Origin of the sequence: Agrobacterium sp. MA01, from assembly GCF_009650195.1 — a bacterium.
Lineage (GTDB): Bacteria > Pseudomonadota > Alphaproteobacteria > Rhizobiales > Rhizobiaceae > Allorhizobium.
In genome coordinates this window covers 726,753-741,949 of the sequence record NZ_CP045854.1, presented here as the reverse complement: position 1 = coordinate 741,949, position 15,197 = coordinate 726,753, and the positions used below count along the sequence as shown (strand labels likewise).

The 15,197-nt window shown below is 61.6% G+C and carries 14 protein-coding genes and 1 riboswitch; of the genes, 4 read left to right on the top strand and 10 right to left on the bottom strand.

The annotated features are described in order from the left end of the window. Nucleotides 1-4 precede the first annotated feature (4 nt). The 5 genes from minC to GH983_RS03430 form a co-directional block, all read right to left on the bottom strand. Entirely contained in the window at nucleotides 5-775 is a 771-nt protein-coding gene (minC, locus tag GH983_RS03450) for a septum site-determining protein MinC (RefSeq protein WP_054148892.1), read from the bottom strand. Nucleotides 776-963: 188 nt separating this feature from the next. Next, a complete protein-coding gene (locus GH983_RS03445; protein ID WP_054148891.1) occupies nucleotides 964-1,458 on the bottom strand; it encodes a BA14K family protein in 495 nt (164 codons plus the stop codon). Between the two features lie 206 nt (nucleotides 1,459-1,664). Continuing rightward, the gene (locus GH983_RS03440; protein ID WP_153761626.1) at nucleotides 1,665-2,090 is read right to left on the bottom strand and encodes a BA14K family protein; all 426 of its coding nucleotides are present in this window, start codon (nucleotides 2,088-2,090) and stop codon (nucleotides 1,665-1,667) included. Between the two features lie 226 nt (nucleotides 2,091-2,316). Next, nucleotides 2,317-3,402: a hybrid-cluster NAD(P)-dependent oxidoreductase gene (locus GH983_RS03435; RefSeq protein WP_153761625.1), complete on the bottom strand. Its 1,086-nt coding sequence runs from the start codon at nucleotides 3,400-3,402 to the stop codon at nucleotides 2,317-2,319. Nucleotides 3,403-3,404: 2 nt separating this feature from the next. Further along, a complete protein-coding gene (locus GH983_RS03430) occupies nucleotides 3,405-4,649 on the bottom strand; it encodes an aromatic ring-hydroxylating dioxygenase subunit alpha (RefSeq protein WP_153761624.1) in 1,245 nt (414 codons plus the stop codon). A gap of 102 nt (nucleotides 4,650-4,751) precedes the next feature. Next, nucleotides 4,752-4,956: riboswitch (cobalamin riboswitch) on the bottom strand. Nucleotides 4,957-5,259: 303 nt separating this feature from the next. Between GH983_RS03430 and GH983_RS03425 the strand changes: the two genes are divergently transcribed. Continuing rightward, entirely contained in the window at nucleotides 5,260-5,865 is a 606-nt protein-coding gene (locus GH983_RS03425; protein ID WP_054148887.1) for a DUF6656 family protein, read from the top strand. A 16-nt stretch (nucleotides 5,866-5,881) separates the two neighbouring features. Here GH983_RS03425 and GH983_RS03420 read toward each other — a convergent pair whose 3' ends face one another. After that, nucleotides 5,882-6,961 (bottom strand): diguanylate cyclase domain-containing protein, encoded by a 1,080-nt coding sequence (locus tag GH983_RS03420; RefSeq protein WP_054148886.1) that lies wholly within the window; start codon nucleotides 6,959-6,961, stop codon nucleotides 5,882-5,884. 217 nt (nucleotides 6,962-7,178) lie between these two features. On the opposite strand from GH983_RS03420, the gene GH983_RS03415 reads away from it, so the two are divergent. From GH983_RS03415 to GH983_RS03405, 3 genes are read left to right on the top strand one after another with little or no spacing between them, the layout of a single operon-like run. Continuing rightward, on the top strand, nucleotides 7,179-8,171 hold the full coding sequence (locus GH983_RS03415; protein ID WP_153761623.1) for an L-threonylcarbamoyladenylate synthase: 993 nt from the start codon (nucleotides 7,179-7,181) through the stop codon (nucleotides 8,169-8,171). A gap of 5 nt (nucleotides 8,172-8,176) precedes the next feature. Then, nucleotides 8,177-9,604: an FAD-binding oxidoreductase gene (locus GH983_RS03410; protein WP_153761622.1), complete on the top strand. Its 1,428-nt coding sequence runs from the start codon at nucleotides 8,177-8,179 to the stop codon at nucleotides 9,602-9,604. Nucleotides 9,605-9,608: 4 nt separating this feature from the next. Further along, on the top strand, nucleotides 9,609-9,995 hold the full coding sequence (locus GH983_RS03405) for a winged helix-turn-helix domain-containing protein (protein ID WP_153761621.1): 387 nt from the start codon (nucleotides 9,609-9,611) through the stop codon (nucleotides 9,993-9,995). A 4-nt stretch (nucleotides 9,996-9,999) separates the two neighbouring features. Here the strand turns inward: GH983_RS03405 and modC are convergent, their stop codons facing one another. The 4 genes from modC to GH983_RS03385 form a co-directional block, all read right to left on the bottom strand. Further along, nucleotides 10,000-11,085 (bottom strand): molybdenum ABC transporter ATP-binding protein, encoded by a 1,086-nt coding sequence (modC, locus tag GH983_RS03400; RefSeq protein ID WP_153761620.1) that lies wholly within the window; start codon nucleotides 11,083-11,085, stop codon nucleotides 10,000-10,002. Next, nucleotides 11,085-11,786: a molybdate ABC transporter permease subunit gene (gene modB / locus GH983_RS03395; RefSeq protein ID WP_153761619.1), complete on the bottom strand. Its 702-nt coding sequence runs from the start codon at nucleotides 11,784-11,786 to the stop codon at nucleotides 11,085-11,087. Before modB ends, modC begins: the two co-directional genes overlap by 1 nt. 24 nt (nucleotides 11,787-11,810) lie before the next feature. Next, entirely contained in the window at nucleotides 11,811-12,569 is a 759-nt protein-coding gene (gene modA / locus GH983_RS03390) for a molybdate ABC transporter substrate-binding protein (RefSeq protein WP_153761618.1), read from the bottom strand. A 134-nt stretch (nucleotides 12,570-12,703) separates the two neighbouring features. Further along, nucleotides 12,704-14,887 carry a DUF1217 domain-containing protein gene (locus GH983_RS03385; protein ID WP_153761617.1) on the bottom strand — a complete coding sequence of 728 codons (2,184 nt, stop codon included), beginning with the start codon at nucleotides 14,885-14,887 and terminating at the stop codon, nucleotides 12,704-12,706. Nucleotides 14,888-15,197 lie beyond the last annotated feature (310 nt).

Genomic DNA, 15,197 nt, shown 5'->3' with positions numbered 1-15,197 from the left:
AAGTTCACGTCATTCTCTCTGTCATGATTGCATCCCCCTCCAGCCAAAGCTGAACAGGATGCCCCTTCAATTCTGGATCCATATCGTCGGTCATCGCGTAGACGCCGTCGATCGCAACCAGCTCGGATTCGAACTTACGACAGAAGATCCTTGCGTCGGCATTGCCAACGCATCCGGCGAGCGCTCTGCCGCGCAACGCACCGTAGATGTGGACGGAGCCTCCGGCGATCACTTCGGCACCCGACTGGACCGAACCGATGACCGTGACATCGCCCTGGGTGTAGATGACCGACTGACCGGAGCGGATGGTTTCTCGCACGATCATCGATGGGGCCGAGACCGGGCTTTGCTGCACCACGACCTGAGGGGCTGCCTGCCCTGCATGCTCGCGTGCGGCCTCTTCCGTACCGGTTGCCTTTTCCGATTCGCCCACCTCGTTGCGCGGCACCTCGTAGTCGGCGGCCGGCTTTCCACCCTTGAGCTGCGGTGGCATGCCCGGCTCGACCAGCGAAGGACGACCGCCCTCGATGCCCATAATCGAGACGTTGCGCGCCGCGAGTTCGGCAATCAGCGCCTTCAGCTGTGGACGGTCGATCTCGATCTCGGACACGTCGAGCACGACGGGACGACCGAGGAAGAACCCGGCCGAACGGGCCGCGAGATCATCGAGCCGGACGAGCCAGTCGTCGAATGGCGGATCCGGCGTCAGGACGACGGCCAGGAAGGATCTACCCTTGATGCGGATGGAGCGAGGTTCGGTTAGCACTTTGGTCATCTATGTAAACAAATCGTTGATGAAAGGAGTAGCGCCGATTTGGTTAACAAATGGTTAACGCGGCGATTTTGCCGTTAGGAAACAGGCGGATCGGGGCTACGAAAAAACCGCCCGCGGCAAAGGCCGGGGCGGCTAGAAATTAACCCTTTCCGGCTCCTTGTGGAAGCCGGATCAGAGGGGTCTGCCGATCAATAATAGGGCGACAGGCACTGCTGACGGGGGCCGTTATACGGCTGGAAGGTGTTGGAGCGGCTATCGTAGGAGCGGTAGCGGGCATTGCACCAGTCGTAGTGGCGCGGGTTGAGACCGGCTGCGCGGGGCGCTACCGGGGCCGGACGCGGCTGTGCAATCGCACCGCCGATGATGGCGCCGGCTGCGAAGGCTGCGAGCGGATACCAGTAGCCGTTGTGGTAGCGGTAGCCCGCGCGGCGATCACGATAGCCACGATGACCATTGTAATAACGAGCGCGCTCGTAGCGATCGATGCGGCGGTCAATACGACGGTCCACGCGTCGGTCGAAGCGACGCTCGTAGCGGTCTCGATACTGCACGGTGGTGGCATCGGTCGTTGCCGCGATTGGCGCGACCGGGCGGATGACCTGGGCCTGGGCCGGGATCATACCGGTAAAGGCCATGATGGACGCGAGCGCTGCCACGGCGGTCGTCTTCAATGCAGTCTTCATGATGCTTCTCCCTGCATGTTTATTCGGTCGACCGAAGCGGGCGATGATGCCCGGTCCTCGACCTTGGGACAGAAATTAGCGAAGCCAGACTGAACTCAGGATTAATATCGTGTTCATACTTCGCGTTCCGCGCGCAACGGTCCAGCGACCGTTCTCGCGCACAAGTGCCCGTCAACGGAGGAAAAGGCCAATTGTTCCCGAACGGCTCAGTAGTAGGGCGACAGGCAGGTCCGGCGCGGCCCGTGATACGGCTGGAAGCTGTTGCTGCGCCAGTGATAGGAGCGGTAGCGTTCGGCGCACCAGCTGTAGTGCTTCGGGTTGATGCCCGCAGTATACTGCACGACGTGGCGCCGCGGCACCGGCCGATCGACAATCACGCCGGCTCGCATGGAGCGCGGCGAGATCCAGAGACCATTGTGATAGACATAGCCCGGGCGATGCAGCCGTTGGCGATGACCATGGCCACGGTAGACTTGATGCCGCGAGTAGACGGTCACGCGCTCGTAATGACGGTAGCTGGTATGGCTTTGATAGATGCGGACTTCGATGCCGCCGGCGCGGACTTCGGTCCCCGATCCCATGAACCCGGCCAAAGCCAGGCATGCGACGGCGATAGCAGAGACAAGCTTCATGCGTGATCCCCCTTGACCCGGAGACACCCGTCGACCAGCCGGCCATCATGGCCGAGGCCAAGTCCGATCACATGCAGCGATCGTGAGCCTCCATCAGCAGATGCTAACCCCTTGGGGAATGCGCTGCAAGTGGTTGAGGGGTAGCGAGATCCCGCAGAAAAGCGGAAGGGCGAGCCCCATCCGGACCCGCCCTATCTTCAAGGTCAATTGGTGGCTTGGCCAGCACCTAGGCTTCGATCTCGATGTCGCCCTTCGGCCGCGAACAGCAGGCGAGGATGTAACCTTCATCGATCTCGTCATCGAGAATACCGCCATTGTGGTCCATCTCGACTTCGCCCGAGAGTTTCATGACCTTGCAGGTGCCGCAAAGGCCGGATTCGCAGGCCGCCCCGATGCGGACACCGGCAGCACGGGCCGCCTGGAGGACCGTATGGCCGGGAGCGCAGAGGCCGTCCTTGCCGGACATGGCAAAGGTCACCTTGGTGGCCTGTTCGCCATCGCCATGGTCGGCGACGACCACCAGGGGCTCCGCCTTCACCGGCTGGAAGGCTTCCTCGTGATACTGTTTCATGTCGAAGCCTGCGCCTTCGAGCGCCTCGCGCACGGTCGCCATGAAGGGCGCTGGGCCGCAGCAAAAGACAGTGCGCTCCAGGAAGTCAGGCGCCAGAAGGGCGATCTTTGCCTTATCGATGCGACCCTTCAGGCCCGACCAGAGCTGGCCGCGGCCGAGCTGCTCGATGATGAAGCCGAGCTGGAAGTTCGGCATGTCGCGGGCCTTGGCCTCCAGCTCCCAGCGGAAGATGATGTCATCAGGCGAGCGCGCGCAGTTGAGGAAAGTGATGTCGCTGTCTGGCGCGCGGTCGCTGAGGTCGCGCGTCATCGACATCATCGGCGTCACACCGGAGCCGGCGGAAACGAAAAGGTATTTCTTGCCGGGGTGCTTGGCATAGGAGAAGTCGCCGAGCGGGCCGAAGGCCTTAAGCGCCATGCCGGGCTTCAGGTTGTCGAACATCCAGCGCGTGCCGATGCTCTCCTTCTGCGCCTTGACCGTCACGGCGACCGTATAGGGCCGCGAGGGGCTGGAGGAGAGCGTGTAGGTGCGCATCACCGGCTCTGGCCCGACGGGGATCTCGAGCGTGACGAACTGGCCGGGCAGATAACGGAACCAGAGGCCCGGCTTGTTCGGCTTGAAGGTGAAGGTCATCACGTCGGCGGCCTCAGGCGTAACGGCGACGCATTCCAAGAGATGCTCCCGGTCGGACCAGGGGCGCATCTCATCGACATGGCGATACTGGGTGACGGCGATGTTCATGATCACGCCACCGCAGACAGGCGAGCCTTGTCGCCCTGCAGGCGGCTCGTCATGAAGTTGGAATACCATTCGACGAACTGCATGACGCCACCTTCGTGATCGACGGAATAGGGACCGGGCTCATAGGCCGGCGAGCGGATGCCAAACGCGTTTTCCTCGACGATGGAGCGGTCCTGGTCGTTGGTCATGTTCCAGACATGGGTCAGCTCTTCGAGATCGTAATCGACGCCCTCGACGGCATCCTTGTTGACCAGCCAGGTGGTGGTAACGGCCGTCTCTTCGGCCGAGAGCGGCAGGACACGGAAGGAGATCGCATGGTCGCCGAGGATGTGGTTCCAGGTCGTCGGATAGTGGAAGAGCAGCATGGTGCCGATGTGGCTGATCGGCACGTCGGCGGAGAGCGGCTTCTTCACGGCGCGCTTGCCGGACATGGTGTAGCTCTCGGCATCCTCTATCAGTGGCATGCGGGCGGTGCGGAACTGGCCTGACGGGTCCATGTTGAAGGTGGACGGCAGGCCGGCGGCCTCGCAGCGCGCCCAGTGCTCGGAGATGAACGGGTCATCACCCGCACCCTGGACGCCGGTTGCGGTCGGAGCTTCCGGATAGGTGCGGCAGAGCTCCGGGTGATTGCCGGCGCAGTGGTAGCATTCGCGGTTGTTTTCCCAGACGAGCTTCCAGTTGCCCTTCTCGATGATCGTGTTCTTGTGGGCGACCTTGGCTTCCCACAGGCGGTGCGGGCGCAGATAGGGTTCGATCGAGGCGCGCATCGGCGCGAAATCAGGGGCTTCGTTGGCGAGACAGACGAAGATGTAACCGCCGACGCTTTCGCAATGGACGGTCTTCAGGCCGAATTCGGCCTTGTCGAAAGTCTCACCCATCTGGCGCGCGAAGACGAGCGATCCGTCGAGGTCATAGGTCCAGTTGTGATAGGGGCAGACGAGCTTGGCAGCTGCGCCCTTGTCCTTGGTGCAAACGCGGTGGCCGCGATGGCGACAGGTGTTGTGGAAGGCGCGGATGACCTGATCCTTGCCGCGGACGATGACGACAGGGTAATCACCGATCTGGGCAGTGAAATAGTTGCCGGCGCGCGGGATCTCGCAATCATGGCCGATGAACAGCCAGTCGCGATACCAGATCATCTCCATGTCGAGCTTGAAGTAGTCCTGGTCGATGTAAAATGGCTGTTCGAGCGAGAAACCCTCGCGGCGGTTCTTCAGCTGGCGCAGCACGTTGGCCTGCAGATCCATGTCGTCCTCGTGTTTCAAAAACTCGGGGGAGATGAGAGCGCAGCCTGCCGTCGCCCTGGGAAGGCGGTGTGCATGGCTATCTCTGGTCGCCCTCCGCAACCTCAAATGTCCGTCTGCCGAGGCTGGTTTCCGGGCTCAGGAGTGGTCCATTTGCGGACCGCGTCGGCGCCTTCCCAGGGTTACCCCCCAGTGGCCTTCTGCCAAAACGCATTCTCCACCACCGTTGCGGGGGCAGCGCCGGATTTTGACCGGCTTCCCGATTTCCCACCCTCCCTAGCAGGGCAGCACCTCGAGCTTGCCTGCATCTAATCACAGGCCGCGGGCCTCCGCTGCATTGCAGAACGACACGGCCCAAATCGTTTGCGACATCCCACAGACGACGACTAAGGGTGGCAAGGTCGGGAATTTCCCATTGTTTTCCGGGAGGTGCGGCGGCGGCGTTTCTCTGGCCGCTGAAATCATGGCGCAAACGGGCGATTTAAGGCAGTTGTATAGAACTGCACTGCGGCAAGCCTCGCGAAACCTCGCCGATGTAGAATACCATCAAATCATGATTAACCATGCTGCGTTAAGCTCAAGCAATCAGTCCGGGTACCGTCAGAGCGTCAAGATGCAGAAACTCAGATACTACGCGGCTCCCAAAGCGGAAACGCAAACGCCGCCCTCGTCAAAGGCAGTCCATACCGAGTTCCTGAGAACCGGTCGGATCTCGCGCAGCCGCGAGGACTGGCTGCCGGACGAGCGCCGGTATCTTTCCTATGAGGAAGTTGCGGCGCGGACCGGGCGGCGGCTGGAGCGGGCGGCCGAGACGACGCATGAGCGGATCAACGGCTTTCACCGTTCGATCAAGTTCCCCAAAGTCATCTTCCACCGCACACTGAACAACAGCCCACATCTGGGCTACTGTCACGTGACGGCGGCGCGCACGAATTTCGCGCAGTATGCCGATGTCAAATGGGCCTTCTACATCGCCAATTTCTTTGCCGAACTCGGTGGGGAAGAGGTGTTCTTCGAGCAGATCAAGCAGAATTACGGACGGATGTATTTCGCCGTGGCGATCAAGCCGGAGGCGGAGGCCAAGGCGATGACCATCGACCGTTCGTTCCGCAACAACGGACTTTTATTCCAGACAGTGGATCCGAAAGAGGCACTGCGGAACGTACTGATGCTCGGCGCACGAGACGCCGAGCTCAGGAAGATCATCGCAAAACTTTGAAAGTGGACTTCGACGCTCAGGCGCCGAAACCGCCCACCGGCTTCTTCTTGTAGAGCAGCCAGTCCTTCGAGACATAATCGCTTGCACCGTAGATCGTCACGGTGTCGCCGCCGGCTGCCTTCGAGGTGGCGAGCGCCTTTTCGGCGAAGTTGGTGAAGTCGAAGGCGTTCGGGGCCTGCTCGGAGAAGCAGATGCCGAAGGACATGCCTAGCTGGCCCATGCGGGCACCGGTCGACGAGCCAACGAAATTGGTGGCCTTGAGCTTGGCGCGAACGAGATCGACCACGCGGCTGATCTCTTCCTGGTCCGAAGTGTAAAGCAGCAGTCCGAAGCGGCCGGCATCGAAGCGGCAGGCGAGATCGCCACCGCCGGAGACGGCTTCCAGCACCTTGGCGACCTGCATCAGGAAACGCTCGGCAACGGCCGGGCCCATCTGCTCCTGGATGCGCGCATAGTCGTCGATTTCGCCGATGGCGACACCGCAGAGTACCGGCATTTCGGGGTTCACATAGATCTTCGCGACCGCCTTGTTGAAGGCACGGCGGCTGGCAAGGCGGGTGACCGGATCAACGAATTTCGCAGCTTCGGCCTCTTCGGCCTCGCGCTGCAGGTCGGCAAGAGCTGCGGTCTTGTCGACCACGGCGCGCACGACATTGCTGTTCTGGTGAGCGCGCTTTTCGGTCGCGGCCTTCAGCATCTTGATCGACTGGCCGAGCGGCGTACCTTCGAGATCGGCTTCGGTCAGGATGGTCTTGGAAGCATGGCCGATGACGCGGCCGTAGTCGGTGAGCGAAATCTTCTCTTCGTTCAGCAGACTGATGAAATTGCTCATCTCGGCGCGAACCTGGCCGTTCTGCCGGCTCAGCAGCCCGTCTTCATGGTGGTGCGGCAGGTATTTGCGACCGAGTTCGTCGAGGGCCTCCTGAGTCTTGATCTTGCCCAGCGCAATGAACTCGCGAACAAGTTCCGGATTGCTGCCGGAATAGGCCTCGTAAACCAGTTCGTAATTGCGCGGCAAACCGTCGATGCCCATCTGATGCATGGCGGTCGCGACACGAAGCGCAATGCTGGCGGCCGGATTCTTGACTTGCTGCATCTGTCCACTTCCCCGAATGAGGCTTTCCCGTCTCTTAGTCCAGACCATAGGCGAACAGTTCTTTCTTTCAGTTACGCCGGTAGTTAAAATTCGAATGATTTGGGCTCCCCTTTAAAAATTAGGGTAGAAACTACCCCTGGCTCGGCCGAAAAGAGGTTTGCCGCCTCCTTCCGCACGCGATAAGGACGGTCGAAGGCAGACTGGAAGGCTCTCGAAAATGGCGCGGATCATCCCGATCGCTACCGACAAGGACAAGGCGGAGGCCATTGCGGCGGCGACCGAGGTGCTGCTGCGCCACCTTCCCGTGGCGATCCCCACCGAGACCGTCTACGGGCTTGCAGCCGACGCAACCCATCCGGCGGCCATCACGTCGATCTACGAAACAAAGGGGCGGCCGCGCTTCAATCCGCTGATCTGCCATATGGCGGATCTCGAGATGGCGGAACGCTACGCCGACTTCGATCCGATCTCACGGCAACTGGCAGAGGCCTTCTGGCCGGGGCCGATGACGCTCGTTCTGCCGCTCAAGGAGAATTGCGGCATTCATCCGCTGGCGACCGCGGGGCTCGATACCGTGGGCATACGCGTCCCCGTCGGCTTTACCGCAGAGCTCATTCGCAGTCTCGGCCGGCCGCTTGCAGCACCGAGCGCCAATTCCTCCGGACGGATCAGCCCGACGACGGCGCAGCATGTGGAGGCCGATCTCGGCCAGAAGATCGAGGTCATCGTCGATGGCGGCCCCTGCCCCGTCGGCGTGGAATCGACGATCGTGAAAGTCGAAGGCGGTGAAGTGAGGCTGCTCAGACCGGGCGGCATCGCCGTCGAGGCAATTGAGGCCGTAACGGGCAAGTCGGTCATGCGTCCAAAGACGTCTGGAACGGCAGCGATCGAGGCGCCGGGCATGCTCGCGTCGCACTATGCGCCCAATGCTGCCGTGCGACTGAATGCGACAGAGGTCTCCGGCCGGGAAGCCTTGATCGCCTTTGGTCCCGACGACATATCCGGTGCATCGACAGCACATGCCGTTTTCAACCTGAGCCCCAAGGCGGACCTCGCTGAAGCGGCCAGCAATCTCTTCGATTATCTGAAGCGTGCCGATGCAAGTGGCGCGACCGGCATTGCCGTGGCACCGATCCCGGACGAGGGTCTGGGTGAGGCGATCAATGACCGGCTGATGCGCGCGGCTGCACCGCGTGGCTCGGGGGGATGACAAAGATGAATGTGACCATGAGCCTTGCGGACCGTCTGCGCGCCTTCGTCGATATCGTCGGCGAGGCCAATGCCCTGACCACGGCTGCTGATATCAAACCCTATCTGACGGAGAACCGGGGCCTCTATCACGGCGCCTCGCCGCTGGTGCTGAAGCCTGGCTCGACCCAGGAGGTTTCAGCCATCCTCAAGCTCGCCTCTGAAACGGGCACATCGATCGTGCCGGTCAGCGGCCGCACCGGACTTGTCGGTGGGCAAGTGCCGCGGGAGGACGGACACGATGTGCTGCTCTCGCTGGAGCGAATGAACAAGATCCGGGAAGTCGATCCCGTCGCCGATGTGATCGTTGCCGATGGCGGGGCTGTTCTGGCCGATGTGCAGAAGGCGGCAGAGGCGCATGACCGGCTGTTTCCGCTGTCGCTAGGATCCGAAGGCTCGTGCCGGATCGGCGGCAATCTGGCGACCAATGCCGGCGGCACGGCGGTGCTTGCCTATGGTAATATGCGCCAGCTCTGCCTCGGGCTTGAAGTGGTGCTGCCGACGGGCGAGATCTGGGATGGTCTAAGGCGCCTGAAGAAGGACAATAGCGGTTACGACCTGCGCGATCTCTTCATCGGCGCGGAGGGCACGCTCGGCGTGATCACCGGCGCCGTTTTGAAGATGGTGCCGCGTCCGCGCGGGCGGCAGGTGGCCTATGCGGGCCTCGCTTCACCAGACGCAGCCCTTGCCCTGTTCGAGAAGGCGTCGCAGCGCTGCGGCTCGGCACTGACAGGCTTCGAGCTGATGCCACGCATTGGCGTGGAATTCACCACCAAGCATATTGTCGGCGTGCGTGACCCGCTCGCCTCGATCCATCCCTGGTATGCGCTCATCGACATCTCGACTTCGGATTCGGCCGAGACCGCAGATACGATGATGCATGAGCTTTTGGCCGAAGCGCATGAGGTGGGTCTCGTGTCGGATGCGGCAATCGCCAGTTCGCTCGCCCAGCAGGATGCCTTCTGGCACCTGCGCGAGAGCATGTCCGAAGCGCAGAGACCGGAGGGCGGATCGATCAAGCATGATGTTTCGGTACCCGTCTCCCGCATCCCGGCCTTCCTCAAAGAGGCGGATGCCGCCGTGCATGCCTTGATGCCGGATGCACGGATCTGCGCCTTCGGGCATCTCGGCGATGGCAATATCCATTATAACATCAGCCAGCCTGTGGGTGCCGACAAGGCAGAGTTCATTGGCCGCTGGCGCGAGGTCAATGCCGTGGTGCATGCGGTCGTTCACAAGCATACGGGCTCGATTTCGGCGGAGCATGGCGTCGGTCAGTTGAAGCGCGACGAGCTTGCCGCCAGCCGACCGGCGATCGAAACGGAGCTGATGCGCCGTATCAAGCAGGCCTTCGATCCGGCCGGGATCATGAACCCTGGCAAGGTAATCGGCTGAGACCATGAGCGGCGCCCCTCGCCTTTCGCTCCGGATCGATCTTTCCAATGGCGCAAGGCTCGGGCCGGGCAAGGCGCAGTTGCTTTTGCTGATTGAGGAGCACGGCTCGATCCGGGCGGCGGGGGCGGCAATGGGCATGTCCTATCGGCGGGCCTGGCTGCTTGCGGACGAGATCAACCGCATGTTCAAGGAGCCTTCGATCTTCACCCGCCACGGGGGCAGAAGCGGCGGCGGTGCCGGGCTGACGCCGTTCGGCGAGTCGCTGATCGGCGCCTGCAGGCGCATGGATGCGGAGAGCCGCAAAGCACTCCAGACTGATCTCGCCTGGCTTGAAAGCATGCAGGCGGCGGAATTTGTCGCCGGCGGCCGCAAGAGCGGCGATGACGGCTGAAGCATCAGCCTCGCGCCTGACGAAACAGAGCTTCCGAAGCAATCGAGACCGTCTTGAACAGCAGATGCACGCGCATTCCAGGCGCGAGTGCGAGTTGGCGGCACGAGCGCCGTGTTACCTCTGCGATGAGAGCCTGACCGTGGCAATCAACGGTCAGCGTTACGCTGCCGCCGTCGCGCTCGGCAAGCTCGACGATTTCACCCGAGAGCCGGTTGAGCGCCGAAAGCCCCTCGCCTGCCTCGGTCGCGACGACGATATCGGAGACGGGAACGAAAACGCGGACACGGGTGCCAACCGGCAGCGGCGTTTGCCGCAGAAGGATCGGGCCGGCGGCCGACAGCGCTTCTGTCAGGCCGTCGTCCTCGTGATGCCCGGTGATCTCGGCTTCGATGAAATTACCTGCCGGCAGCTCACCGGAGGCCTCAGCCACCATCGCGAGCGCCTCATCGGGGCGTCCGACGGCGATCGCTTTGCCGGCGTCGAAGGTGACGACGGCCGTTGCCAGCCGGGCCACCTCCTCGACGGAGTGGCTGACATAGAGGATCGGCACGCCGAATTCATCGCGGATGCGCTCGATATAGGGCAGGATCTGCGCCTTTAGCGCGCCATCGAGCGCCGAGAGCGGCTCGTCCATCAGGAGCAGTTTCGGGCTTGCCATCAGCGCACGGCCAAGTGCCACGCGCTGCTTTTCGCCACCGGAGAGATGGGATGGGCGTCGGGCGAGCAGATCGGTAATGCCAAGGAGCGACGTGATGCGGGTGAGATCCTCGCGACGTTCCGCGCGCGGAAGCAGGCGTTCGCCGTAGCACAGGTTCTGCTGGACCGTCAGATGCGGAAAGAGGCGCCCCTCCTGGAAGACATAGCCGATGCGGCGGCGGTGCGGCGGCAGGAAGGTCGAGGCGTCGCTCCAGGTCTCGCCGTTGAAGCTGATGCGCCCCTCCTGAGGTCGGATCAGGCCGGCAACGGTGTTGATCAGCGTCGTCTTGCCGGACCCGGAGGCGCCGAACAGCGCCGTCAGCCCCTCGCCCACCGCAAGATCGGCTGCAAGCGTGAAATCACCCTGACGATGGCGGATCGACAGCTCCAGCATCAGGCGGCTCCCACACGAGCGGCGATGCGGCGTGACAGAAACTCGGAAGCGATGAGGGCACCGAGCGACAGGACGATCGAGATCACGGTGAGGCGCATGGCGGCGAGGTCACCACCGGGCACCTGGGTATAGGTATAGATCGCCGATGCCAGCGTCTGGGTTTCGCCGGGAATGTTGGAGACGAACGTGATCGTCGCGCCGAATTCGCCCATCGATTTGGCGAAGGCAAGGATGGCGCCGGCGGCGATGCCGGGCAGGATCAACGGCAGGGTCACCGTGAAGAAGACGTAAGGCGGCGGTGCGCCAAGGGTGGAAGCGGCAGCCTCCAGCCGGCGATCGACGGCATCGAGTGACAGGCGAATGGATCGCACGAGTAGCGGGAAACCCATGACCGCGGCAGCGAGTGCCGCCCCGGTCCAGCGGAATGAGAAGACGAGGCCGAAGGTCTCTTCCAGAAAGGCGCCTATAGCGCCTCTCCGGCCAAAGGTGATCAGCAGCAGGTAGCCGGTGACAACAGGCGGCAGGATCAGCGGCAGATGTACGAGGCCGTTGAGAAGCGATTTGCCCCAGAAGTCCTTGCGCGACAGAAGCCACGCGATCAGCAGACCCAGTGGCAGCGAAAAGATCACGGCAACGGCCGCTACCTTCAGGCTGAGCAACATCGCGGTCCATTCTTCGGCCGTCAGGGTCAAATGTGGCATCCCGGATGCTTGGTCGTGGCCATGTCAGTTTGTTTTGGCCAGCACTGTGAAGCCGGCGGCGATGAAGATGGCATGGGCGTCCGCGCCCTGCAAGTAAGCGAGGAATTCGGCGGCGCGCGGGTTCTTGCTATCCGTCGTGAGAGCTGCCGGATAGACGATGGCGGGATGGCTGTCCTCGGGGAAGCGGTCGAGGATCTTCACGCCGGGATCAACCCTGGCATCCGTTTCGTAGACGATGCCGAAAGGCGCCTCGCCGCGGGAGACGAGCAGCAAGGCAGCACGGACGTTCTCGGCCTGGGCAACCTTGTCCTTGACGCTCTCCCAGACGCCGAGGCTTTCGAGCGCGGCCTTGCCATAGGCTCCGGCGGGCACGGCATCGACATTGGCCATGGCCAGACGTTCATCGCCAAGAAGGGATGCGAGCGGGAAGCCAGGGGCGATGGTCGCCGTCGTGGCCGCATCCGTCGGCGCGACAAGAACGATCCGGTTGCCGAGCAGGTTCACCCGGCTGTCCGCCTTTACCTGGCCCACCGTCTCAAGGTGGTCCATCCATTTGAGATCGGCAGAAATGAAGAGGTCTGCTGGCGCGCCCTGCTCGATCTGCCTGGCGAGCGCCGAGCTGCCGGCGAGGGAGAGCCGGACCTCCGTTCCGCCCGCTTGCTTCCACGCAGCGGCAATCTCTTCTAGGCTCTCCTTCAGACTTGCGGCGGCGAAGATCGTGACCGGCTGTTCGGCGCGCCCACCCGACGGAGCAAGGATCATGACGCCTACTGCCAGGAGCATGGCCAGCGCCAAAGCTTTCGTCTTCAACCGGTTGATCACAAAGCCCCCCGTAGCGATATATTCGCACGGATATATCGATAGCCAAAAGCAAACCCGCAGACAAGAGGCCTGCGGGTTGCGGGAATGAACGTTGATCAGGCCTTCAGCTGCGCCAGGCTGAACAGCAGATCTGCCGAGATGCTGCCACTGCCGCCGCTCAGAATGGAGACGGCGGAATTGCTGAAACTGGCGTTTTCCGTGTCGTACATGGCAGTGTAGCGCTGCAAGAACCGCTCCAGTTTGGTTGGATCCTGCAGGTCGGCCAGGTCGAGGTTGTCGTTGATGATGCGCGCCTGCTGGTCGACGTCCATGTTGGAGAACTCGTCCGAGAAACCGAACGTCGTCCGGAAGACCGCCATGAGCGCGTCGTCGGCGATGAGGCCATAGGCATCGGTGATGTTCGGCGCGGTGCGCTCGAAATAGAGCGCCAGTCGGACAGCCTCGTTGCTTGCGCCTTCGGTTTCTTCCAGTGTCTGCCGGAGATACTTGTTCACGGTTTCCAGGGTCTCGCCACGCTGCTGGACCGTGCCGATCGTTTCGCGGGTCAGATTGCCATTGGCGTCAAAGTTGAAGGAAGCGACAAGTTCGGCCCAGCGGCTGTCGGGCTGCTGATTGACGAAGCTCTTGGGGTCGGACAGGTCCGACGCGAAAACCTGCTTGAGGAAGTCATCGGTGACATCCTCTGGATCCAAACCGTAGGCGCCGATGACGACATCGATAACGTCGCGATCGGCAAGCAGCTCCTTGACGGTGTCGATCGACTGAATGCGCTCCTGGTAAACCTCGGCCTTTTTGGTCGCGGCTTCGCGTGCGGCGGTTCTCTCGTTGTCGTCGAGGAAGCGGACTTCGTTGATGACATATTGCTTCGCGATCATCGTCGCCGTCAGCGTATTGTGCGGCGAAAGCGGCACGGCGGCATTGCCCTCGCCGTCGAAGTTGAAGAGCTTCGACATCTCGATCAGACGCGTGTCCTTCGACTTGTTGGCAAAACTGTTTGGATCGGTGAAATCGCTGGTCAGGGCCTGCCTCAGTTCGCGCACCGAGAATTCATTGGCCTCGAAACCAAACGTACGCTGCAGGACAAGGCGCATCGTCGTGTCGGTCAGAATGTCATCGACGTTTTCGGCCTCGGAGATATTGGTCTTGAAGAGCTCGGTCAAAGCCTCTTTGCGCTCTTCATCCGCATCGTCGTAGAAGGTTGCAAAGCCCGAATTCGTCGATGCGAGCTGTGTGGAACCCTGCGCGGTCATGCCGCTTTCGACCGTTCCGTCGCTGGCGAAGTTGAACTTGCCGGCAATGGCCACCCACGCATCGCCGCCATTGGTGGCCGCGTAGCTGTTCGGGTCGGAGGTGTCGCTCGTTACGATCTGCTTGAAGGTCGAAGCCCCCATCGAGCCCAGCTCGAATGCAGTCTTGACGTAATTGAACAGGCGCGTATCGGCGGTCAGTTCATCGACCGACGTGATCGTCGCGATCTTCTGCTCATAATAGGCGCGCTCGCGCTGACGATAGTAATCGGTGACGTAGATCTGCTCTTCGTCGACATACAGCGAGACGGTGGCCTCCTTCTGGGCCGCCGTCTGGGCAGTCGCGCCAGAGAGCGAGCCATCGGCATTGAAGTCGAAGGCTTCTGCGAGCTTCAGGAATTTCGACGCGTTGGCAGCGCCATTGGCGACCAACTGATTGACATAGCTGTTCGGATCCGAGGTGTCGCTCGTGAGGACCTTGGTCAAATGATCCTTGGTATAGACGTTGCCGTCGATGCCATAGGCGTCGAGTGCGAAGGTCATCAGGCGGCTATTGTTGACCAAGCCGCTGACGCTGGTGATGTTGTCGATCACGGCCTCGTAGTAGAAGGCTTCCGCCTCCAGCGTGTCGCTCTGGGCCGTAAGCGAGGCTTCGTATCTTTCGAGCAATATCGCCTGCTGGGAGTCCGTCTGCAGATCCGTCTTTTCCGCGGAGAACTGGAACGAGGCGGCGAAATTGCGGTAGCGCTCGTCGGTCAGCTGGTTGGCGAAGCTCGCTTCGTCGGAGAGATCGCTTTCCAGCACCTTTTTCATGAAGGCCTTGGCATAGGTCATCTCTTCGAGACCATGGGCCTTCATCGCATAGGAATAGAGCTGGTAGTCGTCGAGGAATTCCTCGAGGTTCGTGACCTTGCCGATGTTCTCCTTGAAGTACTCGGTCTGGCGCGCGACAACCGGATCGGAAGCGGTGCGGTTGATGCTCCCCTTGATGTCACGGTTGACGAGATTGTAGCTCAGATAGGTCGAGACCATCGGAATTCCTTAGAGAACACAGCGCGCGCGAATCACAGTATGGCGCAAAATCCTTGCCTCAAGCTTTATGAATTCATGAAGAAGCCCCAGGTCGTTTCTGCGCTCCAAAGTCGATGATCAGACCAGTCAGGCGGTATTCGTTTCGTGTCGGTACAGATCGAAGAGGAGTTTCACCTTTTCGAAACCGTGACCGGTACGACAAAACTAACCATTTGACCGCGCAAGGTTTTCTTTACCGCATCTTTTAAGCTGTCTCCAACAGCGGCTGGGTATCTTGCACCCACAGAGGACGAAAAGTCCCGAACAGACG